The sequence below is a fragment of the Rhizobium terrae genome (assembly GCF_003425685.1).
Lineage (GTDB): Bacteria > Pseudomonadota > Alphaproteobacteria > Rhizobiales > Rhizobiaceae > Neorhizobium > Neorhizobium terrae.
Map to the genome: position 1 here is coordinate 247,098 of NZ_QJKM01000004.1, position 22,509 is coordinate 269,606.

General features: G+C 62.2%; 23 protein-coding genes. 8 read left to right on the forward strand and 15 right to left on the reverse strand.

What is annotated here, in order from left to right; genetic code table 11:
* Positions 1-41 precede the first annotated feature (41 nt).
* The 3 genes from DMO26_RS09145 to galE form a co-directional block, all read right to left on the reverse strand.
* Positions 42-971 carry a VOC family protein gene (locus DMO26_RS09145; RefSeq protein ID WP_117191750.1) on the reverse strand — a complete coding sequence of 310 codons (930 nt, stop codon included), beginning with the start codon at positions 969-971 and terminating at the stop codon, positions 42-44.
* 129 nt (positions 972-1,100) lie between these two features.
* The gene (gene ung / locus DMO26_RS09150; protein WP_117191751.1) at positions 1,101-1,808 is read right to left on the reverse strand and encodes a uracil-DNA glycosylase; all 708 of its coding nucleotides are present in this window, start codon (positions 1,806-1,808) and stop codon (positions 1,101-1,103) included.
* Positions 1,809-1,818: 10 nt separating this feature from the next.
* A complete protein-coding gene (gene galE / locus DMO26_RS09155) occupies positions 1,819-2,808 on the reverse strand; it encodes a UDP-glucose 4-epimerase GalE (protein ID WP_117191752.1) in 990 nt (329 codons plus the stop codon).
* 156 nt (positions 2,809-2,964) lie between these two features.
* On the opposite strand from galE, the gene DMO26_RS09160 reads away from it, so the two are divergent.
* Positions 2,965-3,321, forward strand: a complete 357-nt coding sequence (locus tag DMO26_RS09160) for a YbaN family protein (protein ID WP_117191933.1) — start codon at positions 2,965-2,967, stop codon at positions 3,319-3,321.
* Positions 3,322-3,341: 20 nt separating this feature from the next.
* Here the strand turns inward: DMO26_RS09160 and DMO26_RS09165 are convergent, their stop codons facing one another.
* The 3 genes from DMO26_RS09165 to DMO26_RS09175 are packed head-to-tail and all read right to left on the reverse strand — an operon-like array spanning position 3,342 to position 6,111.
* Positions 3,342-4,124, reverse strand: coding sequence for a heme ABC transporter ATP-binding protein (locus tag DMO26_RS09165; protein WP_117191753.1), 783 nt, complete (start codon positions 4,122-4,124; stop codon positions 3,342-3,344).
* Positions 4,121-5,209, reverse strand: a complete 1,089-nt coding sequence (locus tag DMO26_RS09170) for a FecCD family ABC transporter permease (protein WP_117191754.1) — start codon at positions 5,207-5,209, stop codon at positions 4,121-4,123. The genes DMO26_RS09165 and DMO26_RS09170 overlap by 4 nt, the downstream gene beginning before the upstream one ends.
* Entirely contained in the window at positions 5,209-6,111 is a 903-nt protein-coding gene (locus tag DMO26_RS09175; RefSeq protein WP_117191934.1) for a heme/hemin ABC transporter substrate-binding protein, read from the reverse strand. The genes DMO26_RS09170 and DMO26_RS09175 overlap by 1 nt, the downstream gene beginning before the upstream one ends.
* 165 nt (positions 6,112-6,276) lie before the next feature.
* Between DMO26_RS09175 and DMO26_RS09180 the strand changes: the two genes are divergently transcribed.
* Both DMO26_RS09180 and hutX read left to right on the forward strand, forming a co-directional pair.
* Positions 6,277-6,621 carry an antibiotic biosynthesis monooxygenase family protein gene (locus DMO26_RS09180; protein WP_117191755.1) on the forward strand — a complete coding sequence of 115 codons (345 nt, stop codon included), beginning with the start codon at positions 6,277-6,279 and terminating at the stop codon, positions 6,619-6,621.
* A gap of 8 nt (positions 6,622-6,629) precedes the next feature.
* Entirely contained in the window at positions 6,630-7,151 is a 522-nt protein-coding gene (gene hutX / locus DMO26_RS09185; RefSeq protein WP_117191935.1) for a heme utilization cystosolic carrier protein HutX, read from the forward strand.
* A gap of 270 nt (positions 7,152-7,421) precedes the next feature.
* On the opposite strand, the gene DMO26_RS09190 is transcribed toward hutX, so the two are convergent.
* Complete coding sequence (locus tag DMO26_RS09190) at positions 7,422-7,652, reverse strand: hypothetical protein (protein WP_117191756.1); 231 nt, start codon at positions 7,650-7,652, stop codon at positions 7,422-7,424.
* A gap of 84 nt (positions 7,653-7,736) precedes the next feature.
* On the reverse strand, positions 7,737-7,925 hold the full coding sequence (locus DMO26_RS09195; protein ID WP_117191757.1) for a DUF3008 family protein: 189 nt from the start codon (positions 7,923-7,925) through the stop codon (positions 7,737-7,739).
* Between the two features lie 176 nt (positions 7,926-8,101).
* Here DMO26_RS09195 and DMO26_RS09200 point away from each other — a divergent pair, with 176 nt between their 5' ends.
* The 3 genes from DMO26_RS09200 (at position 8,102) to DMO26_RS09210 (ending at position 10,046) form a co-directional block, all read left to right on the forward strand.
* Positions 8,102-8,317, forward strand: a complete 216-nt coding sequence (locus DMO26_RS09200; RefSeq protein WP_117191758.1) for a hypothetical protein — start codon at positions 8,102-8,104, stop codon at positions 8,315-8,317.
* Between the two features lie 185 nt (positions 8,318-8,502).
* Positions 8,503-9,297: a nucleotidyltransferase family protein gene (locus DMO26_RS09205; protein ID WP_117191936.1), complete on the forward strand. Its 795-nt coding sequence runs from the start codon at positions 8,503-8,505 to the stop codon at positions 9,295-9,297.
* Positions 9,298-9,359: 62 nt separating this feature from the next.
* A complete protein-coding gene (locus DMO26_RS09210) occupies positions 9,360-10,046 on the forward strand; it encodes a metallophosphoesterase family protein (RefSeq protein WP_117191937.1) in 687 nt (228 codons plus the stop codon).
* Positions 10,047-10,085: 39 nt separating this feature from the next.
* Here DMO26_RS09210 and DMO26_RS09215 read toward each other — a convergent pair whose 3' ends face one another.
* From DMO26_RS09215 to DMO26_RS09245, 7 genes are all read right to left on the reverse strand, one after another.
* Entirely contained in the window at positions 10,086-10,448 is a 363-nt protein-coding gene (locus DMO26_RS09215; protein WP_404947029.1) for a DUF4087 domain-containing protein, read from the reverse strand.
* A 71-nt stretch (positions 10,449-10,519) separates the two neighbouring features.
* Positions 10,520-11,917, reverse strand: coding sequence for a dihydrolipoyl dehydrogenase (gene lpdA, locus DMO26_RS09220; protein ID WP_117191759.1), 1,398 nt, complete (start codon positions 11,915-11,917; stop codon positions 10,520-10,522).
* Between the two features lie 15 nt (positions 11,918-11,932).
* A complete protein-coding gene (locus DMO26_RS09225) occupies positions 11,933-13,240 on the reverse strand; it encodes a dihydrolipoamide acetyltransferase family protein (protein WP_117191760.1) in 1,308 nt (435 codons plus the stop codon).
* Between the two features lies 1 nt (position 13,241).
* The gene (locus tag DMO26_RS09230; protein ID WP_117191761.1) at positions 13,242-14,255 is read right to left on the reverse strand and encodes an alpha-ketoacid dehydrogenase subunit beta; all 1,014 of its coding nucleotides are present in this window, start codon (positions 14,253-14,255) and stop codon (positions 13,242-13,244) included.
* Positions 14,256-14,448: 193 nt separating this feature from the next.
* Positions 14,449-15,699, reverse strand: coding sequence for a 3-methyl-2-oxobutanoate dehydrogenase (2-methylpropanoyl-transferring) subunit alpha (locus DMO26_RS09235; protein ID WP_117191762.1), 1,251 nt, complete (start codon positions 15,697-15,699; stop codon positions 14,449-14,451).
* Positions 15,700-15,737: 38 nt separating this feature from the next.
* Positions 15,738-16,499: an SDR family NAD(P)-dependent oxidoreductase gene (locus DMO26_RS09240; RefSeq protein ID WP_117191763.1), complete on the reverse strand. Its 762-nt coding sequence runs from the start codon at positions 16,497-16,499 to the stop codon at positions 15,738-15,740.
* Positions 16,500-16,510: 11 nt separating this feature from the next.
* Positions 16,511-17,641, reverse strand: coding sequence for an acyl-CoA dehydrogenase family protein (locus tag DMO26_RS09245; RefSeq protein ID WP_117191764.1), 1,131 nt, complete (start codon positions 17,639-17,641; stop codon positions 16,511-16,513).
* Between the two features lie 188 nt (positions 17,642-17,829).
* Here DMO26_RS09245 and treZ point away from each other — a divergent pair, with 188 nt between their 5' ends.
* Positions 17,830-19,656 carry a malto-oligosyltrehalose trehalohydrolase gene (gene treZ / locus DMO26_RS09250; RefSeq protein WP_117191765.1) on the forward strand — a complete coding sequence of 609 codons (1,827 nt, stop codon included), beginning with the start codon at positions 17,830-17,832 and terminating at the stop codon, positions 19,654-19,656.
* A complete protein-coding gene (gene treY, locus DMO26_RS09255) occupies positions 19,653-22,193 on the forward strand; it encodes a malto-oligosyltrehalose synthase (protein WP_117191766.1) in 2,541 nt (846 codons plus the stop codon). The genes treZ and treY overlap by 4 nt, the downstream gene beginning before the upstream one ends.
* The last annotated feature ends 316 nt before the right edge of the window (positions 22,194-22,509 follow it).

Here is a 22,509-nt window from a genome sequence, read left to right on the forward strand (position 1 = left end):
CCCGAACCGTTTACATTTTTCGGCCCGCCGCCAACGACCGCTTAGACGATCGGTTCCAGATGCTGTTCGAGGGACTTTCTCAGGTGCTCGTGCTGCGTCGGCAGCTTCAGGGCCTCGCCGAGATGGGCGGTGTCCTCGTCGCGGTTGAAGCCGGGTTCGTTGGTGGCGATTTCGAACAAAACGCCACCCGGCGTACGGAAATAGATCGCCCAGAAGTAATCGCGGTCGATGACCGGCGTCACCTGATAACCGGTATCCATCAGCGCCTTGCGGACCTCGAGCTGCTTTTCACGGTTCTCGACCGCAAACGCGATGTGATGGACCGAGCCGGCCCCAAGCCGCGCACCACTGATGTTCGGCATGGTTTCGACGTCGATGAAGTCGGCACCGTTGCCGCCCGGAATACCAAAACGGGTCACGCCATCCTTGGAATCGACCTGTTCGTAACCCATGAACTTCAGAAGTTCACCGGTTGCTCCTTCATCGCGAAGACGGAACGAGGCGGAATGGAAACCGCGGATCGCCTGATCTTCGCCGACGCCGTTGCCGGTCCAGGGAGCGCGCTTGTCGTCCTTGATTTCCACCAGCGCGAAACCGTCGCCGTCAGGTCCTGCGAAATGCAGCCGGTTTTCCCCGAAGGCGCTGTCGGCCTTGATGCCGTCCACGCCGGCCTTGGCCAGTCGGTCGCTCCAGTAACCAAGCGATCCTTCCGGGACCGAAAACAGCGTGGTGCCGACTTCGCCGGTGCCGGGACGGCCGCGGGCGATGTGCGGGAACGGGAAATACGTCATGACGGAGCCGGGCGTGCCGACTTCATCGCCGTAGTAGAGATGGTAGACATCCGGAGCGTCGAAGTTGACGGTCTTCTTGACCCGGCGCAGGCCGAGCGTATCCGTGAAGAACTTGTTGTTGATGCCGGCGCTCGCAGCCATCGACGTGACGTGGTGGAGGCCCTTGATCTGGTCGAGCATTTAAATACCCCTTTCTGGAAACCGCCCTGGGCGGCCCGTTGTTCTGGGGCAATATTTGGTCCATGGGCGGCCGAATGCATAGACGGTCGGGCCCGAACGGATTGTTCATCTTATGTTGACGAACTATGATTAATCGTTCACAGGATCAGCCTTAGGAGGCAGAGCCCAATCGATCGGCTCCCGGTCGTGCTGCATGAGGTAATCGTTCGCCTTCGAAAAATGCCGGCTGCCGAAAAAGCCGTTATGGGCGGAGAGTGGCGAGGGATGCGGCGCCTTGAGCACCAGATGTTTCTTCGCATCGACGAAGGCCGCCTTCTTCTGGGCATAGGAACCCCACAGCATGAAGACGACGTTCTCGCATTCCTCGTTGACGGCACGGATGACCGCATCCGTAAAGCGCTCCCAGCCCTTGCCCTGATGGGCGGCCGCCCTGCCCTCTTCCACCGTCAGCACGCTGTTCAGGAGCAGCACGCCCTGGCTCGCCCAATGTTCGAGAAAGCCGTGACGGGCGGGCTGAATACCTAGGTCGCTTTCGAGCTCCTGGTAGATGTTGACGAGCGAAGGCGGGATGCGCACGCCGGGCTTCACCGAAAAGCAGAGCCCATGTGCCTGGCCGAAACCATGGTACGGATCCTGGCCGAGGATGACGACCTTCACCTCATCGAGCGGCGTCAGGTCGAGCGCCCGGAAATATTCCGAACCCTTCGGGAAAATGCGCTTGCCCGCCTCCTTCTCGGCGACCAGGAAGCGACGCAACTCGCTCATATAGGGGTTCTGGAATTCCGGCCCCAGCACGTTCCTCCAGCTTTCCTCGAGCTTGATCTCGCCTTCCGCCATCTCACTCTCCTCAAACGACGTGGTGGTTCGAGCGCGAATGCCAGTCCCAGGCGGAGCGGATGATATCGTTCAAGGTATATTTCGGCTCCCAGCCGAGCACCGTCCGCGCCTTGTCATTGTTGGCGACGAGCGAGGTGGAATCACCTTCGCGCCGGCCGACATATTCGACCGGAAACGGCTTTCCGGAAACCTCCGAAATCGCCGCCAACAGTTCCTTCACCGTCGTTCCGGTGCCGGTGCCGAGATTGAGCTCCACCGTCTCGCCGCCCGCCAGCAGATAATCGACGGCACGTACATGCGCATCCGCGAGATCGAGCACGTGGATATAATCGCGCACACAGGTACCGTCGCGCGTGTCATAGTCGTCGCCGAAGACCTTGAACCCCTGGCGTCGGCCGAGTGCCGCCTCGATGGCAAGCGGAATAGCATGCGTCTCGGGCGTATGCCATTCGCCGATCCGGCCCTCGAAATCGGCGCCGGCGGCGTTGAAGTAGCGCAGCATGACCGATTTCAGGTCCCTGTACTGGCCGTAATCCTTGAGCGCCTGCTCAATGATGAACTTGGTGCGGCCGTAGGGGTTGATCGGCGCCTGTTTGTGCGTCTCGTCCATCGGCACCCGGTCCGGCAGCCCATAGGTCGCGCAGGTCGAAGAGAACACGAAGGCCTTCACCCCGGCGTCGATCGCCGCCGACAGCAGCGTCAGAGCGCCGATGACATTGTTGTCGTAGAAGGCTACCGGATTCTTGACCGATTCACCCACCTCGATCAGCGCCGCGAAATGCAGTACCGCATCCGGCTTGTGTGCCGCAAAAACCTCATCGAGCCGGGCTCGGTCCCGGATATCGCCCCGTTCAAGCGCGCCCCAACGAATGAATTCCGCATGACCATTGGAGAGATTGTCGAAAACCACCGGCTCATAACCCCGCTCGGCGAGCACCAGGCATGTATGGGAGCCGATATACCCAGCTCCCCCGACGACAAGCACTTTCTTCTTCGACATTATGTCTCCAATGGCTGTTGAAGTGGGCCGCACTATAGCGGGCGTCGGTCAAATGGGAAGTGCGGAGAGGGAGGCGCGACAGATCGACTTCGTCATGACAGGAAGACAGGGACATCGAACTTGTCTATTCTAGTCATGATATTCAACAGGTCGTTCATGCGTCTTCTCTTTCTCACCCTCGGCTGGCTGTTCGTGGCGCTCGGCGTCGTCGGCGCCTTCCTGCCCGTACTGCCGACCACGCCCTTCCTGCTGCTCGCGGTCGCCTGTTTTGCACGCTCCTCGCCGCGCCTTGAGGCCTGGCTGATGAACCACTCGAAATTCGGCCCGCCCTTGCAAAATTGGCGCGAAAGAGGCGCGATCTCGGCCAAGGCGAAGATAATGGCCGTATCGACGATGGCGGCAAGCTATGCTATCTTCTGGTTCGGCACCTCGCCGCCCTTCTGGCGGGCGGCGCTGGTCGCTGCTTTGATGATCGGCCCGGCGATCTTCATGCTGACGCGGCCGAACGCCTGACCCGTTTATCGCATCAAGGTTCAGCGGTGTCGCGACTGCGGCAGCACGTAGGGAATATGGGCGGCCGGCAGGCGGCCGACGGCGCCGGCAATGCCATAGACGCTGCTGATGATCTCGTCGTTGACGGTTTCGGCGCAGGCGCCTTCCGCCACCACCCGGCCATGGTTCAGCACCACGAGATGGTCGGCGAATTCCGCCGCCAGATTGAGATCGTGCAGGATCGCCAGCACCATGCCGCCGGCGGAAGCGAAATCGCGGGCGATTTCCAGCACCGAGATCTGGTGGCCGAGATCGAGGCTCGCCGTCGGTTCGTCGAGAAAGAGAGCCCGCGGCACGCCGTCCGCGACTGGCTGCGGCACTTGCGCCAGCACACGGGCGAACTGCACCCGCTGCTGCTCGCCGCCTGACAGAGACGGATAGGGCCGGCTTTCGAAGCCGCGCAAGCCCACGCGCGACAGCGCCTGACGGGCCTGCTCGGTCGGGTTCAGCGCACCTTGCGCCACCGCCCCCATGCGGGCGATCTCCAAGGCGGTGAACGGAAACGCAAGTTGTGTCGCCTGCGGCAGCACGGCCCGGCGCTTGGCCAGATCGACGGGCTGGCAGAGTTCGACATCCGTCCCGTAATACGTGACAAGGCCGCTGTCCGGCTTCATCTCGCCGGAAAGCACTTTCATCAGCGTCGATTTACCGGCGCCGTTCGGCCCGATGACCACCGTGAATTTTCCGGCTTCGAGATCGATGCCGACATTGTCCAGCAGCTTGCGGCCGGAGCGCGTGACGGTGATGTGTTCGGCGGAGATCATGGCATGTCCCGCAGGCTGATGCCGTTCTTTCCCAGCAGCAGGAAGAGGAAGACCGGCGCACCGAACAACGCCGTAACCACGCCGATCGGCAGCTCGGCCGGTGCCGCAACGGTGCGGGCGACACAATCGGCGATGAGCAGCAAGGCTCCCCCGCCGAGCGCCGAACCCGGCAGCAGGAAGCGGTGCGATGGCCCTATCGTCAGACGCAGGAGATGCGGCACGACGATGCCGACGAAGCCGATCGAACCGGCCACGGCAACTGTCGAGCCGCAGGCGGCCGCGACCGCCACGATGACGACCTTCTTCAGCCGCTGCACCGGGATACCCATGTGGAAGGCGGCCGCATCGCCGAGGATCAGCGCGTCGAGCCCGCGCGCCACGAAGGGAATGATGGCGAGTACGATCGCAATGAACGGCAGGATCGACATGACGCGGCCGAAGGTGGCGCCGCCGAGCGAACCCAGGCTCCAGAAGGTGATGTCCCGCAATTGCCGGTCGTCGGCCATGACGATCAGGAGGCCCATGAGCGCCGCCGCCAAAGCGCCGATCGCGATGCCGCAGAGGATGAGCGCCGTGGTGGAGGTTCGCCCGTCGCGGGTGGCGATGACATAGAGCATGCAGGTATTGAAAAGGCCGCCGAAGAACGCCATCAGCGGCAGGAACTGGTTGCCGAGCAGCATGGCAACCGGCGCCAGAATGGAATTGCCGAGCACGATGGCCGCAACCGCGGCGAGGCCGGCGCCGGAGGTCACGCCGACAATGCCCGGATCGGCGAGCGGGTTGCGGAACAGGCCCTGCATCATCGCACCGGAAACCGCAAGGCCGGCGCCGACCAGCAGGCCGAGTGCCGTGCGCGGCAGGCGCACCGCTTCGAGGATGACGCGTTCGCGGGTGGTAAGGCTGTCGCCATGGCCCGTGGCATAAGCCCAAAGGTCACGCAGGCCAACCCCCGTCGGCCCGATGCCCAGGGACAGGAGGCAGGCCGCGAGAAGCAGGACCGCCAGCAGGCCGAGCATGACCGCGCCCTGGCGCGTCCTGTCACCATCGGCTGCCGGTCGGAAGGGCATGGCGAGCGCCTTCATCATCAGTTGATCGCTCCGGGATAGATCTGTGCCGCGAGCGCGCGGGCGGCATCCGGCGTGCGGGGACCGAAGCCGAGCAGCAGCAGGCCGTCCATGGAGACCAGCGCCTTGTTGGCGGCAGCTGGCGTCGTCTGCATCGACGGCATGGAGAATACCTTTTCAGGCGTAATCTCATGGCCGGGGCCGGAGATCATGGCCAGGATGACGTCCGGCTGTGCGGCGATCACCGCTTCGTCGGAAAGCGGTTTGTAGCCGTTGATCATCGGCGCCGCGTTGACGCCGCCGGCCATGGCAATCACCGCACCGGCTTCCGTATCCGCACCGCCGGCCATGACGCGGTTGTTGGAAAGCGACAGGACGAACAGGACCTTCTTCTTCGGCCCTGGGATTTTGGCGACATCCGCGGCGAGTTTCTTGATATCCGCCTCGGTCTTGGCAGCAAGCGCCTCCGCCTTGTCGGACAGGCCAACAGCGGCACCGACATCGCGGATCTTCTTGCCGATCTTGTCGGCTTCCGGCGGCGTCGGCACGACGACCATCGGCACTTCGCTGGCCTTCAGGATTTCGAGCACCGGCGGCGGGCCGGAACCCTCTTCCATCAGGATGAGATCGGGTTTCTGACCAAGGATGCCTTCCGCCGAAAGCGCCCGCATGTAACCGACATCCGGCTTGGTATTCGCCTCGGCCGGATAAAAGCTTGTGGAATCTCGCGCAACGATGCGGTCCTGTGCGCCGAGCGCATAGAGGATCTCCGTGACCGTGCCGCCGATGGAAACGATCCGCCTGGCTTCCGGGTTACCCTTGTCGGATGCCGCCGCCGCGCCGGCTGCCAGGCCGGCACCGAGCAGGGCGGTCGCGAAAAATCCCCGCCTCCAAAAACCGCTGAAGCTGAAGGAAGACCCCATGATATTCTGCTCCTTGTCTGCCAAAGCCGGGACCAAAAACGCCCCGCATTCCGCCTTTCCGACGGCTATAACTTGAGTTGACTACGCAAGTTTTTTGGGCTTTTCAAGGGGATCGGCCGCAGATATCTTGAGCCGAAAATGAAACTTAAAGTGAGGAACTGATCCATGTACATCGCCATGAACCGATTCCGTGTGGTGCCGGGTTATGAAGAAGCGTTCGAAGCCATCTGGCGCAGCCGCCAGGGCCGCCTCGCGGAATTGCCCGGTTACATCGAATTTCACATGCTGAAGGGTCCGAAGGCGGAGGATCACACCCTCTACGCATCCCACACCGTCTGGGAGACGTTCGAACATTTCCAGGCCTGGACGAAGTCGGAACAGTTCCGCGCGGCCCACGCCAATGCCGGCAACAATCGCGGCAAGGTGGAATACCTCTCCGGCCCGCATTTCGAAGGTTTCGAGGTAATCATCCACGAAGACAAGAACGGCGTGCGCGCCGACGCCGCATGAGGCTCGTCATGAACGCCGTTACCGATATCAAGCCGGACCGCCGCGAGCGGGCACTGGCGGCGCTGGCCGAAAAGCCGGACGGCGTCGTCGAGGCGATTGCCGGCAAGGCCGACGTTACGCCGGCCGAGATCCTCGAAATCCTTCCGAAGGGCGCCGCCGTCATTGCCGGCAAGGAACATTTCCTGGATATCTGGGCCGAGATGGCCAGCTGGGGCGAAGTGCTCTTCATCGTTCATACGGAAGACATCGTGCTGGAAGCCGAAGGCACCCTGCCGATGGGGTCGGAAGCCCATGGTTGGTTCAACATCCACGGCGACAGCCCGATCGGCGGTCATATCAAGAAGGACAACTGCGTCTCGGTGACCTTCGTCGACCGTGCCTTCCACGGCCGCCGCTCCTGTTCAGTCTGGTTCATGAATGAAAAAGGCTCAGCCATGTTCAAGGTGTTCGTCAAGCGGGACGAAAACCGTGAACTGATCGGCGAACAGCTGGCAAAATTCGAATCGCTGAAAAACCGGTATTCCATGTGAATTTTGATGATTCGGGCAAAAAAATAACGCCCGAATCGTTTTTTTGGGAACCAATCCTTCCGGTCGATGTTTAAGATCTTATGGCGTGGAGTAAGCCGGGAAGAGCGCGGGAAAGCATTTGCTGCCGCGAACTGTCGAATGTCGCTCCGCTGTCATTATGGGTTGTGCCGCCGCGCCATTGGCGGACCGGTCGCGTCCTAATTCATCTGGAAGGAAACGATCTTGAGTGGCGCGGCGAGCCACCTGGTGCGTTTGGACATTCTGGTGAGGTCACATCGCCGGAACCCATTTCCAGAAGACGCCTTCCATCCGCTCCGGGTAATATTTGAACTCGCATTCGAAACGGCGTCCATAGGCCTCGGCTGCCGCGAGGGCAGCGTCGCTGACCGGCTTCATCCCCGTGCCTGGGGCAAACCAATCCTCCATAAGGTCGTCGGGAATATAGACGCCGATCCTGAGCGGCAGGGCAATGAGCGTCGCATCCAGTTCCTCCGGCGGCATGGCTTCCTCCTCCGCGAAAAGACGTGCGTTTCGAAGAACGTCGATCTTTCCGCGAAGTTCCGGTCCGGATGCGACCTCCTTGGATCAACGGTGAGCGGCGTGTTCCGGTTTGCCCTTGCGTTTTGTCGAAGCGAAATCCTCGAGTTGCTTCTCGCTCATGGATTTTTCCATGCCTTTCGAAGCGCCCTTCAGCTCGCTCTTCTTGATGTCACCGCGCTTGGCGGCAAGTGCCGCACCGGCTGCTTTCTGCTGTGCCTTGGATTTTGCGGGCATGTCTGTCTCCTCGTCTGGATTTTCAAACCCAACCGGACAATCGGGTTTTGGTTCCCCCTGCCTTCCCTCCCTATGCCTGCGGAACCTCTCGCCGGCCGATGTGTTCTGCTGAGAGGCTTATCGACATCGGCGTCCGATATCGGTGCGCGCCGGGATTTTAAGAAAGGGACCTGACGATGAGCGCAACAGGCAAGAAGGCCGCGGATAACGGCATCACCGACGAACAGCTCGACACGACCAATCCGGAGGCGCTGAAGGAAGCGGCCCGCCTCGGCAACAAGGATGGCTATCTTGTCGATGCCGACCTGCAGGAACGCGACCAGCGCGAGGCTGGCGACCAGCCGGACGGGCGCGCCAGCCCCATGGCGAATGCCGACAATCCGGAGCGCTGAGGATCGGCCCACGGTTCGGCAAAACGACCGGTCGCGGAACCACAGGACCATTCCAGGTGTTCCCCTGCGCAACCGACATTCGGAGATTGCCGATGAACGCCGACGTCAACACCGCGCAGAACCTCGTCGCCGGGCAGAAGCTGCCCCGCGACAAGGATGCTCACCCGGTCGATACCATGCCGGGCATGGAAGTGAAGGCCGCTCCGACACTGGCCGACGCGGATGCCGAGGCTTTTGTCGCCGAAGCACTCGAGGATCTGGTCGATTGTCATATCCCCTTCCTGCTCGCTGGCACCTTCGCCATCAGCGCCTATACGGGTATTACCCGCCAGACGAAGGATCTGGACATCTTCTGCAAAGCTGGCGACTATGCCCGAATTCTCGCGCACTTCAAGGAAAAGGGCTATGAGATTGAGGTCGAGGACGACCGCTGGCTCGGCAAGGTAAAAAAGGGCCGGCATTTCTTCGACGTCATCTTTGCCGCCTCGAACGGCACCATGCCGATCAGCGACGCCTGGTTCGAAAACGCCCGCCAGATCGACATGAACGGCCACAAGGTGCGCATCATCGCGCCGACCGAACTCATCTGGTCGAAATGCTTCGTGCAGCTCCGTCATCGCTATGACGGTGGCGACATCGTCCACATGATCCTGCGAGCCCATGCCGAGATCGACTGGGAACGGCTTCTGAACCACATGGAAGTGCATTGGGAAGTGCTGTTGATCCACCTCCTGAACTTCCGCTGGATCTATCCGACCGAGCGCGACAAGGTGCCGGACTGGCTGCTGGACGAGCTGCTCGATCGGCTGAAGGCACAGCGCGAGCTGCCGCTGCCGCAGATGAAGGTCTGCCGCGGCCGCATGTTCAGCCGCGTGGATTTCGAGATCGACGTGAAGGAATGGGGCTTTGCCGATGTCGGCGGCGAAGGCGACCTGCGCGACGGCGTGCAAGAGGAAATTGCTGAAGGAGGTCCCGCGTGAGCAAAGCGCCGGAAAAGAAGGAAACGACCAGGCCCGGGACGAAGAAGGCGAGGATCGCCGCCATGGGCGACCTGCATGTCAAGGAACATGGCACGACCTCCTACAAGGATCTATTTTCCGAGATCTCCCAGGCCGCCGACATCCTCGTCCTGACTGGCGACCTTACCGACCTCGGCAAGGTCAAGGAGGCCGAAATCCTGGCCTCCGACCTGCGCTCCTGCTCCATCCCCATCGTCGGCGTGCTCGGCAACCACGACTACGAATGCGGTTGCGTCGAGGAGGTCACCCATATTCTCAAGGAGGCTGGCATCCATCTCCTCGAAGGCCAGGCGGTCGAGATCGACGGCGTCGGTTTTGCTGGCGCGAAGGGCTTTGCCGGCGGTTTTGGCCGCCACATGCTCGGCTCCTTCGGTGAACCGGCAATCAAGGCCATGGTGACGGAAAGCGTCGAGGAAACCATGCGGCTGGAAAATGCGCTGCGGCAGGTTCGTTCCGAGCGGGCGATGGTCGTGTTGCACTATGCGCCGATCCGTGAGACCGTTGCCGGAGAACCCGAGGAAATCTATCCCTTCCTCGGCTCCTCGCGCCTCGCGGAAACCATCGACCGCTTCCCCGTGTCTGCCGTCGTTCACGGCCATGCCCATCGCGGCACCTATGAGGGCAAGACCCCCGGCGGCGCTCCGGTCTACAACGTCGCCTCGCATATCGAGAAGCCGACCGGGAAACCGTATGCTCTGCTGGAACTCTAGGACGTTCCTGCATCAAACCGGCCGGATTGCGCGGCAAGCCTATTCGTCCGTCCGAGGTTCGTGCAGCTCGGGATCACGCCGGCATTTCGACAAGGGCAGTTGACGGGTGGAGAAAATCTGCCTGATGCTGCCGTCCTTGTCGCTCGAAACATTCATGCAGAAGCAGGCGTAGCCGTGACTGTAGTTGATGGTCACATGCTCGCCCTCGGCCATGTCCTTGATCTTGTCCATGCCTTTCGCTCCGTAGCCACCCTGGAGCATGATCAGCCATTCGCTCTCCGCATCAACCAGCGTCCAGTTGCGAGGGCTCGGATTGATCAGCCAGCCGCACCGCGTTTCGGCAAGCGCCGCCGCCGGCACGAACAGACAGGCCAAGCATATCGCAAACAGTTTCTTCATCATCGCCCCCGTTCAACCCACCAATACGGTGTGCGTTGATCTGCGTGTCCACGGCGACCCTGGTGCCGACACGCTCAAATATGCAGCGCATGCCCCAGCGCTTTCAGCGCCGACTCGGCAAAGGCTTCGGACTGGGTCGGATGCGCATGGATCGTTCCCGCTATATCCTCCAGCCGCGCGCCCATCTCTAGCGCCAGCGAGAACGCCGCCGACAGTTCCGAAATCCCCGCTCCCACCCCTTGGATGCCGAGAACGAGGTGGTTGTCGGCGCGCGTCACCACCCGCACGAAACCCTCTTCCGCCGACAAGGTCATCGCCCGACCATTGGCAGTGAACGGAAACTGCCCGATCTTGACCTCACGCCCACCCGCCCGCGCTTCATCCGGCGACAAGCCCACCGAAACGATTTCCGGGTCGGTAAAGCAGACGGCGGGAATGGCGCGCTTGTCCCAGGAGCGGCGTTTGCCGGAGACGATTTCGGCCACCATCTCGCCCTGCGCCATCGCCCGGTGCGCCAGCATCGGTTCGCCTGTCACGTCGCCGACCGCGTAGATGCCGCGCATCGCGGTGCGGCACTGCTCGTCGATCCTGAGGAACCGGCCGTCCATGTCGAGTTCCAGTTCCTCGCGGCCCCAGCCCTCGGTCAACGGCCTGCGCCCGATGGTGACCAGCACCTTGTCGGCGGCGATGCGCTTTTCCTCGCCCTCGCCGGTCTCGGCCAGCAACGCCTCGCCGTTCGAGGACATGCTCTTCACCTTGGTGCCGAGCAGAACTTCGACGCCCAGGGCCGAAAGCCTTTTCGCGATCGGCTGCGTGAGTTGTGTATCGTAGAGCGGCAGGATGCGGTCGAGCGCTTCGACGATCGTGACCTTCGACCCCAGCTTGGCGAAGGCGATGCCGAGTTCCAGGCCGATATAACCTGCTCCCACCACCGCCAGCCTTTGCGGAACTTGGGTCAGGGACAGAGCACCAGTCGAGGAAATCACCTTACCGCCGAAGGGTAGCGCCGGCAGCTCGACCGGTGCCGAGCCCGTGGCGATGACGATGTTTTCCGCCCGGATCACCTGCTCGCCGGTCTCCGTCTCCACCGCCACTGTCTTGCCGTCCCGGAATTTCGCACGGCCGACGACGATTTTGACACCCGCCTTTTTCAGGAGGCCAGACACGCCCATGGTCAACCGGCCGGTAATGCCGTCCTTCCAGGCCATGGTCTTCGCAAGGTCGATGGCGGGATTTTCAGCCCGGATGCCCATCGCATTTTTGCCCGCCGCCATGATGACCGTGTTGTGGAAATCGTCAGCCGCGTGGATCAGCGCCTTGGATGGGATACACCCGATATTGAGACAGGTGCCGCCGGGTTTCGCCATTTCGACGATGACCGTGTCCACCCCCAGTTGGCCGGCCCGGATGGCGCAGACATAGCCCCCCGGACCGGCCCCTATGACGAGAAGTTTGCAGGTGATATCCTTCATTGTTCTTCTTTCACCTCACTCCTCGACGAAGATAAGCGCCGGCGTTTCCAAAAGCGCCTTCAGCCGCTGCACGAAGGTTGCCGCATCCCAGCCGTCGATCACTCGGTGATCGAAGCTGGAAGACAGGTTCATCATCCTGCGTGGAACGAACTGCGTGCCGTCCCAATGCGGCCGGATCGCCATCTTGTTGACGCCGATAATGGCCACTTCCGGATGGTTGATGACCGGCGTCGAGACGATGCCGCCCATGGCGCCGAGCGAACTGATGGTGATCGTCGAGCCCGAAAGCTCTTCCCGCTGGGCGGTGCCGCTCTTTGCGGCATCGGAAAGTCGGGTCACCTCGCGGGCGCAGTCGAAGATGTCGCGTGCCTCCGCATGCTTCACCACCGGCACGACAAGCCCCGAAGGCGTCTGCGCCGCAATGCCGATATGCACGCCACCGAACTGACGGATGACGCCCGCCTCGTCATCGAAATGCGCATTGATCCCCGGCTGCTCGGCAATCGCTTTCACCATGGCGCGCATCAGGAAGGGCAGGATCGTCAGCTTCGGCTTGCCCGGCTTCTGATTGCCGTTGAGCCGCCCGCGCAGTTCTTCCAGCGCCGTCATGTCCACCTCCTCCACATAGGTGATGTGAGGGATACGCGACTTGGCGAGCGCCATCTTTTCGGCGATCCGGCGGCGCAGGCCGACGACCTTCACCTCCTGCACGCTCTTGTTCGGCTGGAGACCGGCAGCGGCTGCGCCACCACTTTCGCGACTCAGGAATGCGTCAAGGTCCTCATGGGTGATGCGTCCGGCCGGACCGCTTCCCGGCACCTGCCGCAAATCCACACCGGCTTCCTTGGCGCGCAGGCGCACGGCGGGAGGGGCCAGCGGCTTTTCGCCTTCAGCGCGCGGAGCCCCCGCCCCCTTCGGCAGGGAAGTCGCTGCAGGCTTCGCCGAAGCCGCCTCCGTCACCGGCTTCGGCTTCTCCGCAACCGGCTGCTGTTTCGGCTCGACGACAAGAGGAGTGACCTCCGGCGCCTTTTCCGGCTGAGGAGCCGCGATGTGAGGCTCCACGTCGCTATCGCCATCGTCCCCGGGAGTTCTGATCTTCAGGATGACGGTACCCGTCGCAATCACATCGCCGATCTCGCCGTGGCGGAAGGTCACCTCGCCCTCCACCGGCGACGGGATTTCCACGGTCGCCTTGCCGGTCATCACGGCGGCAAGCACCATGTCCTCCTGCACGATATCACCAACCTTCACATGCCACTCGACAAGCTCGGCCTCCGCGACACCTTCGCCGACATCCGGCAGCTTGATGATCTTCTCGCCCATCTCAAGCCTCCATCATTTCGCGCAGCGCCCGGCCGACGCGCGCCGGCCCCGGAAAATAATCCCATTCCTGCGCATGCGGATAAGGCGTGTCCCAGCCGGCGACACGCACGATCGGCGCTTCGAGGTGGTAGAAGCAATGCTCCTGCACCAGCGCCGCCAGTTCCGCGCCGAAGCCGGAGGTCAGCGTCGCCTCATGCACGACCATGCACCGGCCGGTCTTCTTCACGGATTGGACGATGGTTTCCAGATCGAGCGGCAACAACGTCCTAAGGTCGATTACCTCCGCATCGATGCCCGTCTCCTCCGCCGTCGCCTCGGCCACATGCACCATCGTGCCATAGGCGAGCACGGTCACCGCCGATCCAGGCCGGCGCACCACCGCCTTGCCGAGCGGCACGGTATAATGCTCCGCCGGCACCTCGCCGAGCGGATGCGCTGCCCAGGACGTTACAGGCTTGTCGTGATGCCCGTCGAACGGGCCATTATAAAGCCTCTTCGGTTCGAGGAAGATCACGGGGTCCGGGTTCTCGATCGAGGAAATCAGCAGACCCTTGGCATCGTAGGGATTGGACGGTACCACCACTTGCAGGCCGCAGACATGAGTGAACAGCGCCTCCGGGCTCTGGCTATGCGTCTGACCGCCAAAGATGCCGCCGCCGGTCGGCATGCGGATTGTCACGGGGCAGGTGAAATCGCCGTTCGAGCGATAGCGCAGCCGCGCCGCCTCCTGGGTCAACTGGTCATAGGCCGGATACATGTAATCGGCGAACTGGATCTCGACGCAGGGTTTCAGGCCATAGGCCGCCATGCCGATCGCAGCACCGACGATGCCGGATTCGTTGATCGGCACATCGAAACAGCGCGTCTTGCCGTATTTCTGCTGCAGGCCCTGCGTGCCGCGGAAGACGCCGCCGAAATAGCCGACATCTTCGCCGAACACGACCACATCGCCGTCGCGCTCCATGGAGACATCCATGGCGCTGCGGATCGCCTCAATCATCGTCATGCGTGGCATGAGGAGGCCTCCATGGATTTGAAGTTGGAGCAAGAGGCCCCCTCACCCGGCCTCCGCTTCGCTCGGCCACCCTCTCCCCGAGGGGAGAGGAGGAGTGGAGATGGCGCAGCACTTCCCTTCTCCCCACGGGGAGAAGGTGGCCCGAAGGGTCGGATGAGGGGGCTCGGTGTCCAAGCGTTCAACAAACTCATCCTCACACCCCCGCCTGCTGCCGCTGCCGCTTCAGATGCGGCGGCATCTCCGCGTACACACCCTCGAACATGTCCCGCATCGAAGGTCGCCCGCCGGAATGAAGCGTCCCGTGCTTCTCCGCCTCCTTCTGCGCCGCCACGACAGTATCTCGGATTTCCGCCTCCATCTGCTTGTGGCGCTCCTCGCTCCAGGCGCCGATCCGGATCAGATGGTTCTTCAGCCGGATGACCGGATCGCCGAGCGGCCAGGCTTCCGACTCCTCCTTCGGCCGATAGGCGGACGGATCGTCGGAGGTTGAATGCGCCCCGACGCGATAGGTGACATATTCGATCAGCGTCGGGCCGATATTGCGCCGCGCCCGTTCCGCCGCCCATTTGGCGACCGCATGCACGGCGAGATAATCGTTGCCGTCGACGCGCAGCGACGGCAGGCCGAAACCGAGGCCCCGCGCCGCAAACGTACCCGAACCGCCGCGTGCTATGCCCTGAAAGGTGGAAATGGCCCACTGGTTGTTGACGACATTGAGGATGACCGGCGCCCGGTAGGTGGAGGCAAATACCAGGGCCGCATGGAAGTCCGACTCCGCCGTCGCTCCGTCGCCGATCCAGCCGGCGGCGATCTTGGTATCGTTCTTGATGGCAGATGCCATCGCCCAGCCGACAGCCTGGATATATTGCGTGGCGAGATTTCCGGAAATGGTGAAGAACCCGTATTCCTTGGAGGAGTAGAGGACCGGTAGCTGTCGCCCCTTCAGTGGATCGGCATCGTTGGAATAGATCTCGTTCATCATGTCGACCATGGGGTAACCGCCGGCGATCAGAAGGCCGGCCTGCCGGTAGGTCGGAAAGTTCATGTCGCCGGGCAGCAGTGCCTTTCGGAAGGCGCAGGAGACCGCCTCCTCGCCGAGATGCTGCATGTAGAACGAGGTCTTGCCCTGCCGTTGCGCCATCAGCATCCGGCTGTCGAAGGCGCGCAGCAGCATCATGTGCCTGAGGCCCTCCATCAGTTCCTCATTGGTGAGCGACCCGGCCCAGGGGCCGACGGCCTCGCCTTCGCGGTCCAGCACGCGGATGATCGAGAAAGCGAGGTCGCGCATCGCTTCCGGATGTTCGTCCACCTCCGGCCGGCGCACCGAACCCGCCTTGGGGATGGTCACGTTGGAAAAGTCCGGCTTGCCCCCCGGCCTCACCTCAGGCTCCGGCACATGCAGGCTGAGCCTGCCCGTGGGGTTGTTGCCTTGTCCGTCCGTCATTCGCTTCTCCTCCCAAAGAACCGAGTATTTCAGCCCCGTCAACGCGGGGCCATGCGCAGTGCGCCGTCGAGGCGGATAACCTCGCCGTTGAGCATCGGGTTTTCGATGATGTCGCGCACCAGGCGTGCATATTCCGCCGGCCGTCCGAGCCGCTGCGGAAACGGCACGGATTTGCCGAGCGAGGCGCGCACCTCCTCGGAAAAGCCCGCCATCATCGGCGTTTCGAAAATGCCCGGCGCGATCGTCATCATGCGGATGCCGTCGCGGGCAAGCTCGCGGGCGATCGGCAGCGTCATGCCGGCCACAGCCGCCTTGGAGGCGGAATAGGCGGCCTGGCCGATTTGTCCGTCATAGGCCGCGACCGACGCGGTGGCGACCAGCACGCCGCGCTCGCCCTCCTCGTTCGGCTCGGCCTTCGCAATGGCCTGCGCCGCCAGCCGGATCACGTTGAACGTGCCGACCGTGTTGATCTCCAGTGCGCGGACGAAACTTTCGAGCGCATGGACGCCCTGCCTGCCGAGAACCTTCTCCGAAGGCGCCACGCCGGCGCAGCAGATCGCGCCGCGGATCGGACCATTGACCGCTTCCGCCTTCGCAACCGCCTGCTCGACCGCCTCGCCGCTCCGCACATCCGCCTTCACGAAGATAACCCCCAGTTCTTCCGCCTTCGCCTGACCGTTCTTTTCATCGAGGTCGAGCAGAGCAACCTTACCGCCGGCTTCGACCAGCATTTTAGCCGTCGCGAGCCCGAGGCCGGAGGCAGCGCCGGTGACCAGAAAGTTTCCGCCTTCGATCCGCATCCCGCCTCTCCTCAGTTCGCAAGCCCGCGGGCGATGATGATCTTCTGGATATCGGACGTACCCTCGTAGATCTGGCAGACGCGTACATCGCGATAGATGCGCTCGACCGGGAAATCGGAAATATAGCCGTAGCCGCCGAGCGTCTGGATCGCCGCCGAGCAGACCTTTTCCGCCATCTCGGAGGCGAAAAGTTTGGCCATGCAGGCCTCGTCGAGACAGGGTTCGCCGCGATCCTTCAGCCGCGCCGCATGCAGCACGAGTTGACGAGCCGCCTCGATCTGCGTCTTGGCATCGGCCAGCCGGAACGCGATCGCCTGATGATCCAGCAAGATCTTGCCGAAGGTCTTTCGCTCCTTGGCGTAAGTCAGCGCCACATCGAACGCCGCCTGCGCCATGCCGACGCATTGCGCGGCGATGCCGATGCGACCCGCTTCGAGACCCGAGAGCGCGATCTTCAGCCCCGCGCCTTCCGCGCCGATCCGCTGGCTTTCGGGAATGCGAAGATTGTCGAACATCAGCGCCGCGGTGTCGGATGCCTTCTGCCCGAGCTTGTCCTCGATCTTCGAGACGGCGAAACCCGGAACATCGGTTGAAGTCACGAAGGCGGAAATGCCGCGCTTGCCGGCCGAAGGATCGGTCACGGCAAAGATGATGATCGTCCCGGCGATCTTGCCGGAGGTGATGAACATCTTCGAACCGTTGATGACATAATCGTCACCGTCTTTCGTGGCGCGGGTGCGGATCGCCGCAGCGTCGGAGCCTGTATCGGCCTCGGTCAGCGCGAAGGCGCCGATATGCCGGCCCTCGGCGAGCGGTCGCAGGAATGTTTCCTTCTGGGCGTCGGAAGCATGGGCGTCGATGAGCGAACAGACGGGAGAATTGTGGACGCTGACCAGTGTCGAAACCGCCCCGTCGCCGGCCGCGATCTCCATCAGCGCGCTGGCATAGGCGACATAGGAACAGCCGACGCCACCCCATTCCTCGCCCGCGCGCATGCCGAGAAAACCGAGCTCGCCGAGCTGGCGCAGCACGTCCGGCTCGATCGCATGCGCCTTGTCGCGCGCGCTGGCACCGGGTTTCAGAACCTCGCGGGAAAACTCCGCGGCGGTGGAACGGATGAGCTCCTCCTCATCTGTCAGCATGCAAAGATCTCCTCCTCGAAACCGTCTGCATAGCGCCTAATTTAGGGCCTCAAACCACGGCAGGCCACTCTTTCGAACTTGTTATTTATTGCGAGTTCCAGCAATTTTCTTTCGCCAGAAAGGTGCCATGGAACCACAAAGCCATTTGATCGTTTGCCGGTCTCTTTCAATCAGGGGCAGGTGAGCATATGCCGGATCTGGACGCCGTAGCCGAGTTCCGCATCTATCCAAAAACATGGGGAGCCGAATATGTCGCTGCCGGCGAAGTGCGCTTCCGGCTCTGGGCGCCGGGCCAGAAAACGGTGGCGCTGCGCCTGAACGGCGAAGACACCGAAATGAGCCGCAGTGACGACGGGTGGTTCGAATTACTGGCAACCGGCGTCACACCCGGTGCGGAATACAGCTACGTCCTGGCGGACGGCATGGTCGTGCCCGATCCGGCTTCGCGAGGCCAGAGGAAGGATGTCAACGGCCCTTCCCTCGTCATCGATCCCACAAGCTACGACTGGCGGCATCCGGATTGGAAAGGCCGGCCATGGGAAGAGACCGTCGTCTACGAACTGCATGTCGGAACCTTCACCGAACAGGGTACCTTCCGCGCCGCGATCGACAAGCTGCCACATCTCGCCGAGCTCGGCATCACCATGATAGAGGTAATGCCGGTCGCCCATTTCGGCGGCAACCGCGGCTGGGGGTACGACGGCGTGCTGCTCTACGCGCCGCATGCGGCCTATGGCGCACCGGAGGATTTCAAGGCTTTCATCGATGCCGCCCATGGCCACGGCCTTTCGGTCGTGCTGGATATCGTGCTCAATCACTTCGGCCCGGAAGGCAATTACCTGCCGCTCCTGGCGCCCGATTTCTTCCATAAAGAAAAGATGACGCCCTGGGGCGCCGCGATCGCCTATGACGTCGAGCCTGTCCGCCGCTACATTGCGGAATGCGCGCTTTACTGGCTGGAGGAATTCCATCTCGATGGCCTCCGCTTCGACGCCATCGACCAGATCGAGGATATCTCCGAAAAGCATGTGCTGGTCGAGATCGCCGAACGCATCCGCGCCGAGATCACCGACCGGCCGATCCATCTGACGACGGAAGACAGCCGCAACGTCATCTTCCTGCATCCGCGCAACGAGGACGGTTCAGCACCGCTCTTCACCGGCGAGTGGAACGACGATTTTCACAACGCGGTACATGTGTTTGCGACGGGAGAAACGCATGCCTATTACAAGGAATTCGCCGAGGACCCCGAAAAGCTGGTCGCCCGCGTGCTGACGGAAGGGTTCGCCTATCAGGGCGAGGTGTCGCCACAGACCGGCAGGAAGCGCGGCGTCAAGAGCATCGACCAGCCGCCGGTCGCCTTCGTGGATTTCATCCAAAACCACGATCAGGTCGGCAATCGCGCCCAGGGGGAGAGGCTGATCGAGTTGGCTGGAGCGGACAAGGTGAAGGTGCTGCTCGTTGCGCTCCTGCTTTCGCCGCATATTCCGCTTCTCTTCATGGGCGAGGAATACGGGGAGACGAATCCGTTCCTCTTCTTCACCGATTTCCACGGCGATCTTGCAAAAGCAGTGCGCGAAGGTCGCCGCAAGGAATTCGAGGGGCATGCGGGCCATGAAGGCGAGACCGTACCCGATCCCAATGCCAGAAAGAGCTTCGACATCAGCAAGCTCGACTGGGGAAAAATGAAATCCGCACAGGGCCGGGATTGGCTGGACTTCACGAAGTCGCTCCTGAAACTGCGGCAGAAGATCATAGTGCCGCTGCTCGGCTCGGCAGGCGGCCGCTCCGGCAGGATCGTGAAGACCGACAAAGGTTTTGTTGCGGTGTCCTGGCAATTCCCGGGGGGCAAGTTTTCCATGGCGGTCAATATCGGTGACAAGACACAAGGCGTCCCGGACATGCCGGGCAAGGGCATCTTTGCCTATCCCAAGAAGGATCATCCCGAAAACGTGACGGAACTACCGCCCAATTCCGCGCTCGCCTGCTTCGAAGCTACGGGAGCCGCCAGATGATCCCGACCGCGACCTATCGCATCCAGTTCCGCAACGGCATGACCTTCGACCGCGCTGCGGCGCTGGTGCCCTATCTCAAACGCCTCGGCATCAGCCACCTCTACGCATCGCCCATCTTCGCCGCAACCTCCGGTTCCACCCACGGTTATGACGTGACCGATGCCAACGAGATCGACCCGTCGATCGGTGGCCGCGAGGGTTTTGAACGGATGGTCAGGGTATTGAAAGCGGCAGGCCTCGGCCTGATCCTCGATATCGTGCCGAACCACATGGCGGCATCGCTCGAAAACCCATGGTGGCGCGATGTGATCGAAAACGGCGAGACGAGCCGTTATGCGCGCCATTTCGATATAGACTGGAGCCGACGCCTGACGCTGCCATTTCTGGGCGACACGTTCGAAACCGTGCTGGAGGCGGGTGAAATCTCGGTTCGACCAGACCCGAAGACCGGAAAACCGGCGCTCGCCTATTACGAGACCTTCTATCCGTTGAACCCGGCAACTTATTCCGGCCGCGAGGCCGAAGTGTTGGAGATCGCCGACAAGCCAGCCATTGCCGAGTTGCACGACCGGCAAACCTACCGCCTGATGTCCTGGCGCGATGCCCGCCGCGAACTCTCCTACCGGCGCTTCTTCGAGATCACCGGCCTCGCCGGCATGCGGGTGGAGGACGGAGCGGTCTTCGACGATACGCACCGTTTGATCCTCGAACTCGTCCACAATGGCAAGGTGGATGGCCTGCGCGTCGACCATGTCGATGGTCTTGCGGATCCGAAAGCCTATCTGGAGCGCCTGCGTCGCGAAGCGGGACCGGACTGCTACATCACCGTCGAAAAGATCCTCGGCCAACGCGAACATGTTCCGGCCGACTGGCCGGTCTCCGGCACGACCGGCTATGAGTTCATCGCGGCGGTCAGCGATGCGCTGGTGGATGGCGAGAAACTGGATGAACTCAGCGCCGCCTATGAAAAGGTTGTCGGCCAGCCGATAGACATGCGAGCCGAATTGCGCAGCGCGAAATTGCTGATCGCGGACAATAACTTCGCCGGCGAAGTTGCGGCTCTCGTAAAGCTTGCGCTGCAGATCGGCCGGGCGGAGGACCGGCAATCCACCCTTTCCGAGATTTCGATCAGATCGGCATTGCGCGAACTGCTGGTCGCTTTCCCGGTATACCGCACCTATGGCACCCGTGACGGCCTCCCGCCGGAAAGCCGGGAGATGCTGGATCATGTCCTCGACCAGGTCCGCCGGAGCACGAATGCTCCCGACCTTCAGGCGCTCGCCTTCCTCGAACGCATTCTGGCTGGCGATGTCGAGCAACAGGCTCGAAGCCAGGCCTCGATCTTCCGTACTCGCTTTCAGCAGTTAACCGGCCCGCTGATGGCGAAATCGGTCGAGGATACGCTGTTCTTCCGCCAGCACATGGCGCTGGCCTTGAACGAAGTGGGCGCCGAGCCTCTGCCCCGGCCCTTCTCTCTCGACCGTTTTCACAAGGAAATGCAGACGCGGCTCGAAAGGCAGCCGGATGCCCTTTCCGGCACCTCCACTCATGACACCAAGCGCGGCGAAGATGCCCGCGCAAGGCTCTACACCATCACCGAAGCGCCGGATCTCTGGGCGGAAGGCGTCAAGCGCTGGCGGGAGACGAACCGTGAGGCCGTGCAGTCTCTCAATGACGGCCCTGCCCCGGAGCCCGAAGTCGAATGGATGCTGTACCAGGCGCTTGCCGGCGTCTGGCCGACGGATCTTCATCCGGAATATTCAGAAGGTCTCAAAGCACTTGAAGAACGCTTCATCGCCTATGTGGAAAAGGCAATGCGGGAGGCGAAGCTCCGCACCAACTGGGGTGATTCAGACGAGACCTACGAAAAGGCCGTGCTCGATTATGCCCGCCAGCTTCTCTCGCCGGACAATCGGGCCTTCCTCGCGGACTTCGCCGACACGCTGCGCCCTTTCATCCGTGCCGGTCTTGTCAACAGCCTCACCCAGACCATCATCAAGCTCACGGCACCCGGTGTGCCGGATATCTACCAGGGCACCGAGGGGCTCGATTTCAGCCTCGTCGATCCCGACAACCGTCGTGAACCGAATTTTGACCTCCTGCAGAAACGCCTGTCTGAAAAGGCAAAGCTTACCTCAGACGACGAAAAGGAATGGCAGACGGGCCGGCTGAAACAGCATGTCGTCGCTGCCCTCCTCCGGCTCCGGCAGGAAGTGCCGAGCCTCTTCCGCAAGGGTGATTACATACCGCTGTCGGCCACCGGCAAGCGCGCGGAAAACATCGTCGCCTTCGCCCGCGCCGAGGCGGACGACGCGCTGATCGTAATCGCGCCCCGCCTCGTCTTCCGCGCCCTCCATGCCGGCCTTGCGCCGCCCCGCGCCGAACGCTGGGCGGAAACGGAAATCGCGCTGCCGGAAAAACTCCGCAACCGCCGTTACCGCGACATCTGCACCGGCCAAACGATCGATCCGAAGGAGCAGGTGGTGGTCAACTGGGTGTTCGCCGAGCACCCGTTCGCGCTGCTTCTGGCGGAGTGATCCGCCTTCTTCGGAGCATAAGGAAAAGGCGCCGGTCGTACTCCCACCGGCGCCCTTTGATTCTCTTGCGGAGCTTTAATTCCGCTGGATTTCTTGAATGAAATCAAGCGAATCCGACAAGATTCAGAACGGCGATGACGATGACGACGGCGCCAACCAACCATACGATGCTGTTCATGACCTTCTCCTTTCGATGTTGTGAAGGGAACGGCGCCGACGAAAAAAGGTTCCGGCAAAAGACTGGGAACTGCGGAGGGAACAAATGCTCTGAACGGTGGTTGAACGCAGGTTGTCTCGCAGGGTATCATTGGCTGGA